Raw genomic sequence first — 14,487 nt, 5'->3', positions numbered from 1 at the left:
CCTACTCCCCAACCATTCCCAAAAACTCATCTTCACTCACCACTTTTACGCCCAACTTTTCGGCTTTGGTGAGTTTTGAGCCTGCTTTTTCGCCTGCCAGCAGCGCGCTGGTTTTGGCGGAGATGCTGCCTGAGACTTTTGCGCCCATCGCTTGCAGTTTGGCTTTGGCTTCGTCCCGCGGCATGGCGTGCAGTGTGCCTGTGATGACCCACGTCTGCCCATCGAGCGGCAAGCCTGCTGCCGAGACCGCCTCGACCGCGTCCCAATGCACACCCGCTGCCTGTAGCGCGCCGATCACCTCGATATTGTGCGGGGCGCGGAAAAACTCATGCACCAGCTCGGCGGTAATCGCGCCCACGTCGGGGGTCTGTAGTAGCGCCTCGATGTCTGCCTGCATCAAGGGGGCAAGCTCGCCAAATTGCTGCGCGAGGTTTTGCGCGGTGCTCTCGCCCACGCCGCGAATGCCGAGCGCGTAGATAAAGCGCGCAAGGGTGGTGTGTTTGCTCGCTTCAATAGCGGCAAGGATGTTGTTGACTGACTTTTCACCCAGCTTTTCAAAGTTAATCAAGTCATCGGTGTGCTTGTGCAGCTGATAGATATCGGCGACGGTCTTAATCAGTCCGTGCTCAAAAAAGCTGATCAGCCAGCGCTCGCCCAAGCCATCAATGTCCATGGCGCGGCGCGAGACGAAGTGAATGAGCGCCTCTTGCTGCTGCGCGGGGCAATACAGTCCGCCTGTGCAGCGGGCTAAGGCTTCGCCCTCGGGCAAGATGACGGGCGAATGACAGACAGGGCACGCGCTGGGCAAGGTGACAGGCTCGCTGTCTGCGGGGCGCTGGTCTGTCCAAACGCGCGTGACTTTGGGTATCACATCGCCTGCACGGTGCACGCTGACCATGTCGCCTGCGCGCACGTCAAGACGCTGAATCTCGCCAAAGTTGTGCAAGGTGACATTGCTGACGGTGACGCCGCCGACTTTGACAGGCTCCAGCTTACCCACAGGGGTAATCTGCCCTGTGCGCCCGACCTGCCATTCAATCGCTTGCAGACGCGTCATGACGGTCTCAGCGGGGAATTTGTAGGCGGTCGCCCAACGCGGCTCACGCGATAAAAAGCCAAGCTGCTGCTGGAGCGCAAGGCTATTAACCTTGATAACCATGCCGTCAATTTCGTAGGGCAAGTTGGCGCGTTCGTGAATTATTGACTCATAATAATTTTGTGCCTCATGCAGACCATTGACTATTTTTAATATACTAGCCGCGAATCCTAAACGACTAAGCCAATAAAGTACTTCAGATTGCGTATCGATGCTCTCGGGTAAACCTTGATTGACCGAATAGGCATAAAACGCCAACGGACGACTGGCGGCAATGCTGGGGTCGAGCTGGCGCAAGCTGCCTGCGGCGGCGTTACGCGGATTGGCAAAGACTTTGTCGCCCTTTTCACTGGCGATACGGTTTAGGCGCTCAAATCCTGCTTTGGGCATCAACACTTCGCCGCGTACTTCTAACAGGTCAATGTCTGAGGCTTCGGGCAGCCACTGCGGTAGGTTGCGGATGGTTTTGGCGTTTTGGGTGATGTCCTCGCCCGTCTGCCCATCGCCGCGCGTCACCGCTTGCATGAGTTTGCCGTTTTGGTATTTGAGCGATACTGCCAAACCGTCCAGCTTTAGCTCCATTTCATATTCAGGGTTTTGCTGGGCGGCGCTTAAGCGGTCATTGATGCGGCGCATAAAGTCGCGCAAGTCGTCCATCTCAAACACATTGCCGAGTGAGAGCATGGGCACATCATGGGTGACTTGAGTAAAGGCGGATAACGGCTGGTCGCCCACGCTGTTGATCGGGCTGTCTGGCTGTATCAGGTCGGGATAGGCGTCTTCTAGTTCAATCAGCTGGCGGCGCAGTTGGTCATATTCGCTGTCTTCGAGCGTTGGGGCATCAAGGACATAGTAGGCATAGTTGTTTTTTTTGAGCGCGTCAATCAGCTGGCGCATGTGCGCTTGGATGTCGGTATTGTCAGTGGCAGTAGTTGTTGGTTTTGTAGTCGTCATAGTCGGCATCTGGCTAATAAAAGATGCCGATATCATAACAAATTTTGCGGACAGTTTTGGCTGGGGCGTGCGCTTATCACGACAGATGTTGACGTGATAAGCGCGGGATGTAGGTTTGGCTTAGATACCGTATTCGCGGATTTGGTTGCGCAAGACTTGCTTGTATTCTGAGGTGATGGGGTCGTTGTTTTCATCCAGTACTTCAGCGTTTAAGTCGCTCGCCATCATATAAGCGATGCTCATCATACCATCAAAGCCCATGACCGCTTGCGGATGAGGCAAGGATAAGAACAACACTACGCCATTATAGGTGCTGGTGGCGACATTGTGCGGGTCAAACGGCGCAATGCCTTGGTCGGTCACGCCCATCATACTAAACCACAAGATGCCTGTGCCGTCTTTGTTTTCGTAGCGGTGGAACATGTTCATTGCACCAAAACGCAAGCCGTATTTGTCCACCAATGCCAAGAGGTCACGTCCGCGCACGATGTTCGCTGGGCGGTCGCGGTACTGGTGCGGCATGATGGTGATGTTCAGGTTGTCTTCGGCATAGATTAGCGGCGCGTTTTGTGCGTCGTCTGCCGACTCAATCAAATGGCGATCCAGTATCGGGCTGTTTTCGGTAAAGTCAGGCTCGTCCGCGGTTTCAATCGGCGGCATGATGTGGTCGGTCGCCGAGACAAGGCTTGAGAACGCATCGTCTTCATCATCCTCAATGATGCGCGGTGCGTAGTCGTCATCGCTTGGCGCACTAGCTGCCAGCATCGCGTCTAGCTGCTGGGTGTCGGCGCTGCTGCCACTCGCAGGGGTTGTGGCAGCGTCACTGTCATTATCGCCAGCAAACGCATTGTCATCGGTCACGACATTTTTGGGCTTATAGGTTTTTGGCTGTTTGCTGGTGTGTTCTTTGACGCGACTGCTCGCGACTTCAGCAGACGGCGTTTGTGCCGTTTGGCTGTCGGCTTCTGGCGCGTCGTCTTCATCTGCATCCAGCGTTTCGGGCAACTTGCGCTCGTGGCGCGGAATGATAGGAATGCCATTTTTGTCATAGTTGATGACAGGTTGGTCAACGTCCTGACGCTGTTTGAGGCTTCGCATGACCATAAGCAGCCCTGCCAAAACGATTAATGCGGCAATGACAATCAATATAAACTGAATAGCAGTCATGAGAAACACATCCTGATGCAATAGATAAAGGAAAGAAAAAACAAAAAATACCTAAAAATAACCGACCCGCAAAGACGGTATAAACGGAAACAGTCTAGCACGCTACGCCCTACCCGTCACCACATTGTCGCGCTCAGCGTGCGCCAAGTACCGCCTATATTTTGTCTCTCTCATGCGCTTTGTCAAGTGCCGATTTCGGTCTATAGCGCACATAGGGCGCGGTCTTTCGCGCTACCATCAGCTCTCGATATACTGCGCCGCCTCGTCGAGCGACACACTGACCAAAGTCGAGATACCCGCCGTCGGCATGGTGATACCTTTTAACTCATGCGCGATTTGCATGGCCAATTTGTTATGGCTAATAAAGACAAACTGCACCTCTTCGGCAAGCTCGTGAATCAGGCTGGTAAAGCGCGTCACGTTGGCATCATCAAGCGGCGCATCGACCTCATCAAGCACACAAAACGGCGCGGGATGCTGCTTAAAAATTGCAAAAATTAGGCTGAGCGCGGTCAAGGTTTTCTCCCCGCCTGAGAGTACCGCAAGGCGGCTGTTGCGCTTGCCTTTGGGCTGTGCCATTAGTGTCAGACCTGCGCGCCAGTGCTCGGCTTTTGGCGTGCCAGCGGGCAGCTCGTCAATGTTTAGACTGAGGCTGGCTTTACCACCGCCGAATACTTTGGCAAACAGACGCTCAAGCTCAGCATTAACCGCGCTCAGGGTCTGCATAAACAGGCTTTTGGTGGTCTCATCAATCGCGCTGATGGCGCTGCTTAATGTCTCGATACTTTGGCGAATGTCGGTGGTTTGCGCCTCTAACGGCTCAAGGCGCGCCTCCACATCGGCAAGCTCGGCGGCAGCAGCAAGGTTGACCGCACCGATACGCGACAGCTTGCGCGTCACCGCGTCATATTGAGCGGTCAGCTCGGCGGTCTTGTCTTCGCTTAGGCGATGCGGATGGGCAATAAAATCACTGAGCAGTGAGCCAACGTGCTGAGGCTGGCTGTCCTGTTTTTGGCTATCGCTTCGGCTATGTTTTTGATAAGCGGCAATAGCGGCTTCGGTATGCGCGCGCGCGTCTTCTAGGCGCTGATTGCTGAGCGCTAAGGCGGTGGCGGCTTCGGCAGCGGCGTGCTGTTTGACTTGCAGCAGCTCGCTTGCAGCATCAAGGGCGGCTTGGCGGGTGCTGTAGTCAGCTTTTAGCGTGCTTAACTCTTGCTCACGCTCGGCGAGCAGCGCGGTTTTGGCGTCTTTTGCGGCTTGGGTGCGGGCGCACTCGGCGGTCAGCTCGGGCAGCTGCTGCTGATAGCGTTTTTGCCGCGTAAGTAGCGTTTGCGCTTTGCGTCCTGCTTGGTAGTGGCGCTCTTTGGCTTGCACCAGACTGCTGCTGCTGTGCTCGTGGCGGATTTCTTGCTGCTGGATATTTAGCTGCAATGCTTGATAGGTGTCGTCATCGGCGCGGCGCGCTTGGCTCATGGCTTGGCGCTCGGCTTGATGACTGTCGCAAGCGGCACGTGCGGCGTGCAGCTTGGGCGTCAACTCGTTGATGCTTGCTTGCAGTGTATCCATGCTGTCGGTGATCGCTTGGCGCTCGTCATCCAGCTCTTTTTTCTCAGTATCGAGCAGCGCCTTGTCCGAATCCAAACGCTGGGCAGCGCTTTGGTTGCGCTCAAAGGCGGCACTACGCGCGCTGTAGGCTTGCTCGGCGCGGTGAATGTCTTGGGTTAAGCGCTGGCTTTGGGCGTGCAATTCTTCGAGGTTAATTTTGATGGCGTCATAGTCGCGGGTCTGCGCTTTGATGGTTTTACTGCGCGTGTCCATCGCCGCCTCAAGCGTATCGAGCGCGTCTTCGAGTTCAGTCAAGCGATGACGCTGGGCAAGGCGCTCACTTAAAAAGGCGCTGCTGGTGTCGGTTTTGCCCATCAGCTTACGCAAATGCCATGTGCCATGCGTACTGACCAGCCAACCATCGGTGGTGAGCAGTAAAGCGTGCGGCGGCAAGCCTGCCAAGATAGCGGCAAGTGTACTGCTGTCGCTCTCGGTGGTAGGCGCGTACAGATAGCAATGCTGAAAAATGGACAGTGCAGGCGCTTTGATTAACTCACGGACAGCGAACACATCGGGCGGCAAGTTCTCAGCAGCTTTGATTGTCTGTTGCGCGGGTAGCCACAAGCCGATATGGGCGCCGCTTTTCTTATCCTGAGCACTGTTTTTATTGTTCTTGCTGTTATTGTCGCGGCCGTTGTCTGTCTCAACGCCTTGCTGATATTGCCACAATAATGCGCCTAATGACGCATCGATACTCAAGGCTTTGCTGTCCAAGACGTGCGTCTCTAGTAACATTTCAAGCCATGTATCCAAGGTGGCAGCGTGCGCTTGTCCCGCTGCGGTCAGCTCAATGTGCTCGCGTAGGGTCTGAATATGTGCCTCGACCGCGTATGGGGTGGCGCTGTTGGCTAGGCTGCTCGCTTGGCTAGGCGCGTTTTTGGTCGGTGCGGGATGAAGAATTCGGTGCAGGGCGTCATATTCGCCCGCTAAGGTGGCATGGCACTTTTCATCATTGCTGTGCGCGCGGGTAAGCTCGTCAAGTGCGGCTTGCAATTTGGCGGCTTGTGGCTCAGTGTCTTGGATTTGCTCTTGTAGCGCCTGCTGCTGCGCATTTAGGGTGTCGATATGCGCACGGCTGTCTTTTAGGCTATCGGCGCTGTCGTCATTCTTTTGCCCCTCACATTGCGCTTGATGCTGCGCGAGGCGATTTTGCCAGCTCTCTTGCTGCTGCGTCCATTTGTGCTCACTGCGTTCAAGACGCTTTTGTGCTTCGCGCTCAATGGCGCGCTGCTGCTCAAGGGTACGCAGGCGTTCTTCTAGTTGGTGCAAGGTCTGTTTTGCGTCATCCCACGCCGCTTGTAGTGGCGCGCTAGAAGACTCATAGCGGGCGCGCTTCTCGGTAATCTCGGTCAGTTGAGGGCGCAGCTCGCTCAGGCTTTGCGCTTGCGCCGCAGTCTCTGCCTCTAGGCGCTCGATGTCGGCATCAAGACGCTCGCGCTGACGCTCAATTTGGGTGATTTGCTCGTTGATTTGCGTAAGCTGGGCGGCAAGCTCATTGCGCTGATGCTCGCTTTGTTGGTGCGCGAGCTTTTCTTCATAAAAGCTCGATTGCGCCTCGTCTTTGAGCCACTGTGCCTCATTAATGCGCGCGCTTAGGGTGTCTTGTTTTTGTTTGAGTAAGGCATAAGCCTGCTGCTGTTCGCTGGCGGCGGCTTCGCTCTGGCTCTTTTGCGCCTTTTGCGTCATTTGTGTTTGTTTGGCGCGGTAGAGCGCTTGGATGCTGAGCGCTTGTGCCAATTCGCTTTGTTCCAAGGTTAAGGCGGCGTGCGTTTTGGCGCTTTCGGCTTGTTTGCTCAGGCGTTTTTGCTGCTGGGTCAGCTCGCTTTGGATGTCGTGTAGGCGCGCCAGATTGTCACGGGTTTGCTCAAGTTTTTTGTAGGTTTCTTCGCGTCTAACCTGATAGCGCGACACGCCTGCCGCCTCTTCGATAAACTCGCGCAGCTGCAACGGGCTAGAATCAACAATACGCCCAATCATGCCCTGCTCAATCACCGCATAGCTGCGTGCGCCCAAGCCTGTGCCCAAAAAGATATCCACCACATCGCGGCGGCGACAGCGCGTGCCATTGATAAAATAATCCGAGCGCCCCTCTTTATTGACTTGACGGCGTACCGACAGTTCGTGATACAGATTCAGCTCGTGGCGGATGCCCGTGTGCTCGTCTTGGGTGTGCTCAAAAGTCAGCTCAACACTGGCGACACTTTTGGCGACGCGGGACTCTGTCCCTGCAAAAATCACATCACTCATCGCCCCGCCGCGCAGCTGCTTTGCTGAAGTCTCGCCCAGCACCCAGCGAATGGCGTCAATCACATTGGACTTGCCGCAGCCGTTCGGGCCAACGATGGCGGTAATGCCTTTGGGAAAATTGAACGTCGTGACATTGGCAAAAGACTTAAAGCCTGCCAATTTTAAGGATTTTAGGCGCATGGCGTGTCAATTCATCTACAAAAAAAACCAAGCGCCATTTTAACGTAAATCGCGCTTGGTTTTTAGGGTTTGTGGAAGTGTTCTTAGCTTAAGCGAGCGCCCAGCACGCTAATCTGTTGAGCCGCTCTTTATTTCAGCCCGTTTTTGGTCAGCCAGTGCCATAAAGGATTTTTTCCGTAAGCTCTGATTAAAACCTTGAAGCAATTTTCGCTCGACTTGGCAAGGCATCGACTGTGTTAAATAAGCTTCATTAAAATCAATCAGCGCTGTCCATGTACTGCCAATGACGTCTACATGCGCAATGACGTCTTGCAGCGTCTCTTTTAATAGATATTGATACTTTTTAGGGTTGCTCTGACACCGCTCAATCTCTTGCGCAACGAGGCTTTGCTTGTCTCCTACCAACATTTTACTACCAATAAATAGCAGCAAAAATTTGGTGTCCTTTTTGATAAACCCTTTATCCAATAAATGCGCATACATTAGGCAGTATTTTAAGATTTGGTCAGGGTTTTTACTGCCATTAAGTTTTAGCTCATTAGCAACCAAGATATTTGCATGGTGGTTATAGGCGAGATTGTCCATCGCCATACTTTGTAGCTCAGTGCTATATTCAAACAAGCAACTGTTGCCATGCGTTGACCATGACCCGCCTTTATTAAAATCAATAAATTGACTGTAAAACAAGTCTAGATAAACATCACTGCATAAACTGAGAAAGATATCGAACTCTTTATTCAGATACGCCTCAGAAAAAAACGTCATACGGCGAACAGCTTCTCGAGCGTTACAAATCCCAGTCGTTTGCTCAGAATAGGTCTCTAACTGCTCGGATGCTTGCATTTCTTGAATGAGTTTTTTATTAACTACTTTCTCTATTTCTGCAAAGCTTTTACCGCTTAATTCTGGCTGCGTTGCCCATTTGATGATCTGTTGTACATATTGTTTTTTACTGACGCCAAGAACGCGCTGCGGCTCCCAAACGAGAAATTCCGCCATATTGGATAAGCCTGTAGTCCACGGCAACTGCTCTTTAAGATGGCTGATTGAGCCAAATACTTTGCGATATTTCTCTGCTGCTTTCATGATCATGCTTCTTCGCAGTTAGGTTTGTTTGTAGACCACAAGATGACATTAATACTGATATGACTGTTTCACAAGATTGTTATTAAAACACCCCAAGCCCGCTTAACAACAACTGACCGCCTGCAATCAGTAGCAAAATCCCAAAGGCGCGTTTTAAGGTTGCCGCTGGTAGTTGATGTGCCCATTTTGCGCCGAGCTTTGCCATAATAAAACTGGCAATCGAGATAAAGAAAAAGCCTGTGATATGCACAAAGCCGACCGCGCCATCAGGCAGGTTTTGCACGTCTTGACCGAACCACGCAAAACCGAGCGCGCCCGCCACCGCAATCGGCAGACCGCACGCCGCTGAGGTGCCGACCGATTGCCGCATAGGCAGTCCCGCCCAGTTTAAAAACGGTACGGTCAAGCTGCCACCGCCGATACCAAAGATAGAGGACGCCAGTCCAATGCCTGTGCCCGCGCCAAATTGGATGCTTTTGGGTGGCAAGGGTTTGCCCAGTTGTTCTTTATTGGGGATGAACAGCATTTTAAAGGCGACGAGCAATGCGCCTGCACCGATGATGGCTTGGAGAGCATCGCCATTAATATTATCGGCAACGCCTGCACCGACGATACTGCCGATGACCAAGCCGCCCGCCATATATCGCCAGATATCCCAGCGCACGCCGCCGCGCTTGTGGTGCGCGCTTAATGAGCTGATAGAGGTGACGATGATGGTCGCGAGTGACGTGCCGACCGCCATATGAGTGATGACGTCGGGCGGCATCTGATAGGCGGTAAAAATCCACACCAGCGCAGGCACGATAATCATACCGCCGCCCACACCGAACAGTCCTGCACAGACACCCGCAAACGCGCCTGCGATAACAAACCACATATATAACATTATCGCTTCAACCTTTCATCGCACAAAATTTTGTATCATAATAGCCAACTTGCTCGGCAAACGCACGCGCCAAGCGTGACCGCCTCACATAGCAACGCTGCCCCTCTCACCGCCCGATACAAATGAGTACCTCATGTCCGCTGCCCATACGCCGCCCCTGTTTCATCGCCATGTGGCGCAAAGTGTCTCGACCAACAGCGAGCTGATTGCCGCGCTGCAAGCGGGCGAATTGGCCTGCACGCACCGACATTTATTGACCGCAGACACCCAATCAGGCGGGCGCGGACAGCATGGGCGCTCATGGCAATCGCCCAAGGGCAATGTGTATCTGTCCCTCTATCACCCGCTGTCCGTACCTCTCAGCGGCATTTTATCGCTGATTATCGGCAGCAAGCTTGCAGCAATGCCGATTATTCAAATGCTAAATGACGCACGGGCTGATAATGCACCCGCAATCGGCGTAAAATGGGCAAACGATTTGGGCTTTTATCAAGACGTAGCGGATACGGCAACAGGGCTGCCCTACTTTCAAAAACTGGCAGGCATCTTAATTGAGCCTGTGTGGTATGCGCGCAAACTGGTTGGCATCGTCATCGGCGTCGGCGTCAATGTGCAAACCACGCCGCAGCTGACCGCCCGCACCGCTGAAGGCATGAGCTATCACGCCATCAGCGTGCAAGACATCATCAATGACTTGCCAGCGCCCATTACTGCGCCTACGCTGCCTGACTTATACGCACAGCTCAGCAATGCCTTAACCCAGGCGGTCGCGCAATTTATTGCCCTCTCAGTTGATGACACCGATGCAGCCGAGCAAGTAATACTCCGCGAGTTCGCCGCCGCCGATGTGTTGCGCGGCAAGACTTTGCGCATCAGCGAATCAGGACAACTGGCAGACGGCACGGTAACGGGGCGCGCCGATGGCATTGATGCGCACGGCTGCTTGCGTTTGGTATTGGCTGACGGCGAGGTCATTTCATTATTCACAGGTCGCATTGATGTCATCGACCCTCACGCGAAAAAGGATACGCATGCTCTGGCTTGATTTGGGAAACACGCGGTTAAAATACTGGCTGACCGATGATATCGGACAGATTGTCGCGCATGATGCCAAGCAGCATTTGCAGTCGCCTGCTGAGCTGTTGATGGGTTTGACCGACCGCTTTGAGCGCTACGCACCTGATTTTATCGGTATCTCCTCGGTGCTGGGCGCGGCGATTAATACCCGCGTGGCAGAAACCTTGAGCCGCTTAGACATTCCCTTTGAGTTTGTGCATGTCGATGCCAATCATGCGCTGCTCTCAAGCCGTTACGACGCCAATCAGCTGGGCGTGGACAGATGGCTACAGATGCTCGGCGCGGTGGACAAAAAAAAGCGCCAATGCGTGATTGGCTGCGGTACGGCGGTGACCATTGACTTAATCGACCATGCCGAGCATTTGGGCGGCTATATCTTTCCCAATATCTATTTGCAGCGCGAGGCCTTGTTTTCGGGCACCAAGCAAATCAGCATTTCAAACGGTACTTTTGACAGCATTGACCAAGGCATCAACACACAAAACGCGGTGCATCGCGGGATTTTGCTGTCCATCGTCGGCGCGGTCAACGAAATCCACCGCCGTCATCCGAACTTTGAGCTGATTATGACAGGCGGCGATGCCAGCATTATTGCTCAGCATATCTCTCGCCCTGTGCATCTGCGCGACAATCTGCTGCTGGGCGGTCTGGCGCGCTATTTTGAGCACAGACGTCAGCCTGCGGATGAGTAGGATAATACTCATCCGCTTCGATGATTATTGCCAAGGTCGCGACGCCTCGTACCGCGACGCCATTTTTCATAAAAGGCTTGAGCCGAGCACGAAAAAACGCCTCTTTTAAGTCGTATGCTTCTCTTCTACTTATGCTGCCATTAATTGCTATGTTGTGTATACTTCCTGTGGTACTGACTAAAAATGTTACCGAAATTTCAATATCCTTACCTGACTTATTAATAAAAATACCAGAGAGGTTGGGCGGTCTAATCCAGCGCGCATCTGACGCACTAAGGCGTATCACCGTATTTGAGTCCTCAATCAGTTCGGCATGGCTGGGTGTCATCACGGTCAAAACGCTGCTAATCAGCAAAGCATTCACAACCATCCTGTTCAAAAGTTTGCTGTTAAGCAGCCTCATTTTTTATTTATTCCTTATCTATTGCAGTCTAACAGGTACTGTTACCATGCCCTCGACAGCATGGCCATCGATGACGAACGGTGATACTTTAGCGCGATAAAATGCTTTTTTGACTATTCTTTCTAACATGAGACGTGACTCTTCGCTGAGTGTGGGTGTATTAGTGGTGATCCGCACGTATGTAATATCGCCTTGCTTATTCGTTGTCATAGAGACCTCAAGCGCAATCTCTTTATGCAGAAATTCACGATGGGAACTCAGCTCGGAAAAGTTAGGCGGTCTAATCCAGCGCGCATCTGACGAGCTAAAGCGTATCACCGTTTTTGAATCCTCAATCAATTCGGCATGGCTGGGTATTGCCGTCGCCATTGCACCCAATAATAGCGCTGCCGCCACGCTATTTTTTATAAAACCAGCTCGAAAATAAACAGACATAAAACCAGTAAATTCCTTATTAAAATATAACCAAAATACGCAAATATTAAGAAAGGCCATCATTCTTGTGCTGTGTACTATAGCATAATTTATTTTTAAATTTACTTTTGTTTATCAATTTATAAATAAGAAAAAAACGCGCCAGCTTATGCCAGCGCGGTTTTTGAATCGTTTGCTTAAACGAAACGTGAGGAATTAAGCCGCAGGCGACTTAATCGTCACGGTTGCCATGACGTTACCCGCATCGTCAAGACGCTCCATGACCAGCTCGTCTTCGGTTTCGGTGGTGGTTTGCCAGTTACCTGAGACGTGCGGCGTACCTGTCGCCATGACCGAGATGGCTTTGTTTTTTAGGCGAATCATCGGCGGCTTGTGCGCGTAGCCTGCGTGCTCTGCGCCCAAGATATCATCCGCGATGGTCGCCGCCTGCGCGCGTAGCGGCGCGACATAACGGCAGGGCACACCATCAATCGACATACAGTCACCAATGGCGTAAATGTGGTCGGCGTCGGTGCGCAAGGTGCTGGCATCCACGGTAATACCCGTGCGGCGGTCGAAGCCCACACCTGCAGCGCTCGGCAACGCCTCATCAACCATCAAGCCTGTACTGGCAATGACGTGGTCAACTTCGATAGAGAAGCCGTTATCTTCATCAGCATCATTATGCTGATAGTCCACTTGCAAGGCGCCATTGTCCAAACGGCTGACGTTATTGACTTGGGTATTGCCCAAAAAGCGAATGCCTTGTGAATCAATCGCCTTGGCAATACGCGCCGTGGCGGTCGCTGGTAGCATCTGTGATAAAGGCGCATCGTTTAGGTCAATCAAGGTGACCTTGTGCCCTGCTTTGAGCAAATCTTCGGCAATCTCGGTGCCGACCATACCCGCACCGACAATCGCCACGCGCTGGCTGCCGCTTGCCAGCTCATCTTGCAAACGCCCAAACTGCTCAATATGATTGACGTGCCAGACCACATTACGCGGCAAACTCGGCGGAAAAATCGGATGCGCGCCCATGGCTAAGACCAGCTTGTCATAGCCGATGGTCTCAGAGCTGTCACCCTCCGCATTTGCAGGCTTGATGCTGATGGTCTGGTTGTCCGCATGGATGTCGGTCACGATGGTATGGGCAAGCAAATTGACATTGCTCGCGCTCGCGGCATCTGCCCCACTGGCGCGCACAAGGTCGGCGGCGCGTTTGTTTTGGCTGATTGCCATCGTCAGCATCGGCTTGTGATAGCGGTCGGCATTGTCCGCCGTGATAAGGGTAATCGGCACGTCTTTGTCTTTACTACGGATGGCATCAATCACATGCCAGCCTGCCAGACCTGCCCCAATCACCACCACGCCTTGCTGGTTCGTTTGCTCGCTACTCATAACGACTTCCTTATTGATTTGTTTTATGGCTCTCAACTGTGTAGCTGCCAGCGCACGACTTGGCAGCATGACTGGCGCTATTGTAGCAGCTATCTCCACCCAGCTCACCTCTCTAGCAGCACAGGTAAGCGCTTGATAAATGCACGCGTGTCCCCATAAAGTTAGCAACTTCTTAATGGTATACAACCCTTATGACACAAGACACGACAGACCACCAAATCTCAGCTGCCGACGCCTATCACAACGACATTCGCCAGCGCTTTTTTATCGAAAACTCGCCCGTCCGTGGTGACGTGGTGCGCCTATCGCGCAGCTATGCGACCATCATTTCGCAAAAAGCCTACCCTGAAGCCATCAAGCGTTTGCTTGGGGAAATGCTGACCGCCGCCAGCCTATTGATTGGTACGCTCAAGGTCAACGGTCGCCTATCGATTCAGCTGCAATCGTCTGATGACAACAGCCTGCTCAACTGGGCAATGGCAGAGTGCGACCACGACGGCGTGATTCGTGCGCTTGCCAGCTGGAAAGCGGACACCGAAGAACAAGTGCAAGCATGGAACGAAAAAACCCTTGCCAAAGAAGCCTTTGCAGAATTGGGCGCAATGGGCGAAGGCGTGTTATTTATTAACATTCACCCTGAGGGCAGCGAAGCCTATCAAGGTATCGTTGAGCGCAGTCATGACAACCTTGCTGACTGCCTTGCGCATTATCAAAAGCAATCGGCACAGATTCCGACCTTGATTAGCCTTGCCTCAGACGGCTTGCAAGCGGGCGGTATCCTAGTGCAGCTATTGCCGCGTCGTGACGATGAAGAGCAAGAAAAAGTCGATAGCGACCTATGGCCACGTTTATCCATGCTGACGCGTACCATCAAGCCTGAAGAGCTGACCAGCCTGCCTGCGACCGAGCTTTTGTACCGCTTGTATAATGAAGAAGAAGTGGTATTGCCTGAGTCGGCGGCGCTCAGCTTTGGCTGTACCTGCTCAAAAGAAAAATGCGCGATGGCGATTGAGCAAATCGGCGAAAGCGAAGCCTTGGACATCGTTGAAGAACAGGGCGGCATATTTGAGATGGATTGCGGCTTTTGCGGCGCGGTCTACCGCTTTGATACCGCTGATGTGCAAGAGATTTTTGCTGAATAACAGCCTTACCCTCACGCTTAGTTATGCTAAGACATGACTGACAGCACTTAAAAAAACACCGCGCCTCTAAAAAGAGAAACGCGGTGTTTTTTTATGGGCGGTCTTTGTATTTAAAAAAATAATGATGAGCTTGTAAGCTG

General features: G+C 52.7%; 10 protein-coding genes. 3 read left to right on the top strand and 7 right to left on the bottom strand.

Going from position 1 to position 14,487, the window contains the following annotated elements; all coding sequences use genetic code 11:
- Position 1: 1 nt before the first annotated feature.
- The 5 genes from ligA to JIE71_RS03655 form a co-directional block, all read right to left on the bottom strand.
- Positions 2 to 2,050, bottom strand: a complete 2,049-nt coding sequence (gene ligA / locus JIE71_RS03675) for an NAD-dependent DNA ligase LigA (RefSeq protein ID WP_416232004.1) — start codon at positions 2,048 to 2,050, stop codon at positions 2 to 4.
- 120 nt (positions 2,051 to 2,170) lie between these two features.
- Positions 2,171 to 3,217, bottom strand: a complete 1,047-nt coding sequence (locus JIE71_RS03670; RefSeq protein ID WP_199507380.1) for a cell division protein ZipA C-terminal FtsZ-binding domain-containing protein — start codon at positions 3,215 to 3,217, stop codon at positions 2,171 to 2,173.
- A gap of 237 nt (positions 3,218 to 3,454) precedes the next feature.
- Positions 3,455 to 7,249 (bottom strand): chromosome segregation protein SMC, encoded by a 3,795-nt coding sequence (smc, locus tag JIE71_RS03665; RefSeq protein ID WP_199507379.1) that lies wholly within the window; start codon positions 7,247 to 7,249, stop codon positions 3,455 to 3,457.
- Positions 7,250 to 7,357: 108 nt separating this feature from the next.
- Positions 7,358 to 8,335 (bottom strand): hypothetical protein, encoded by a 978-nt coding sequence (locus JIE71_RS03660; RefSeq protein ID WP_199507378.1) that lies wholly within the window; start codon positions 8,333 to 8,335, stop codon positions 7,358 to 7,360.
- An 82-nt stretch (positions 8,336 to 8,417) separates the two neighbouring features.
- The gene (locus JIE71_RS03655) at positions 8,418 to 9,221 is read right to left on the bottom strand and encodes a sulfite exporter TauE/SafE family protein (protein WP_199507377.1); all 804 of its coding nucleotides are present in this window, start codon (positions 9,219 to 9,221) and stop codon (positions 8,418 to 8,420) included.
- Positions 9,222 to 9,354: 133 nt separating this feature from the next.
- Between JIE71_RS03655 and JIE71_RS03650 the strand changes: the two genes are divergently transcribed.
- Together JIE71_RS03650 and JIE71_RS03645 are read left to right on the top strand one after the other, a co-directional pair.
- Positions 9,355 to 10,266: a biotin--[acetyl-CoA-carboxylase] ligase gene (locus JIE71_RS03650; RefSeq protein ID WP_199507376.1), complete on the top strand. Its 912-nt coding sequence runs from the start codon at positions 9,355 to 9,357 to the stop codon at positions 10,264 to 10,266.
- Positions 10,253 to 10,990, top strand: coding sequence for a pantothenate kinase (locus JIE71_RS03645; RefSeq protein WP_199507375.1), 738 nt, complete (start codon positions 10,253 to 10,255; stop codon positions 10,988 to 10,990). Before JIE71_RS03650 ends, JIE71_RS03645 begins: the two co-directional genes overlap by 14 nt.
- A 421-nt stretch (positions 10,991 to 11,411) precedes the next feature.
- On the opposite strand, the gene JIE71_RS03640 is transcribed toward JIE71_RS03645, so the two are convergent.
- Complete coding sequence (locus JIE71_RS03640) at positions 11,412 to 11,828, bottom strand: hypothetical protein (protein ID WP_199507374.1); 417 nt, start codon at positions 11,826 to 11,828, stop codon at positions 11,412 to 11,414.
- A gap of 195 nt (positions 11,829 to 12,023) precedes the next feature.
- A complete protein-coding gene (locus JIE71_RS03635) occupies positions 12,024 to 13,205 on the bottom strand; it encodes an FAD-dependent oxidoreductase (RefSeq protein WP_199507373.1) in 1,182 nt (393 codons plus the stop codon).
- A 191-nt stretch (positions 13,206 to 13,396) separates the two neighbouring features.
- On the opposite strand from JIE71_RS03635, the gene JIE71_RS03630 reads away from it, so the two are divergent.
- Positions 13,397 to 14,347: an Hsp33 family molecular chaperone HslO gene (locus JIE71_RS03630; RefSeq protein WP_199507372.1), complete on the top strand. Its 951-nt coding sequence runs from the start codon at positions 13,397 to 13,399 to the stop codon at positions 14,345 to 14,347.
- Positions 14,348 to 14,487: the final 140 nt, after the last annotated feature.

Source organism: Psychrobacter sp. bablab_jr014, assembly GCF_016464015.1.
Lineage (GTDB): Bacteria > Pseudomonadota > Gammaproteobacteria > Pseudomonadales > Moraxellaceae > Psychrobacter.
This window is presented reverse-complemented; position numbering and strand designations above follow the sequence as displayed.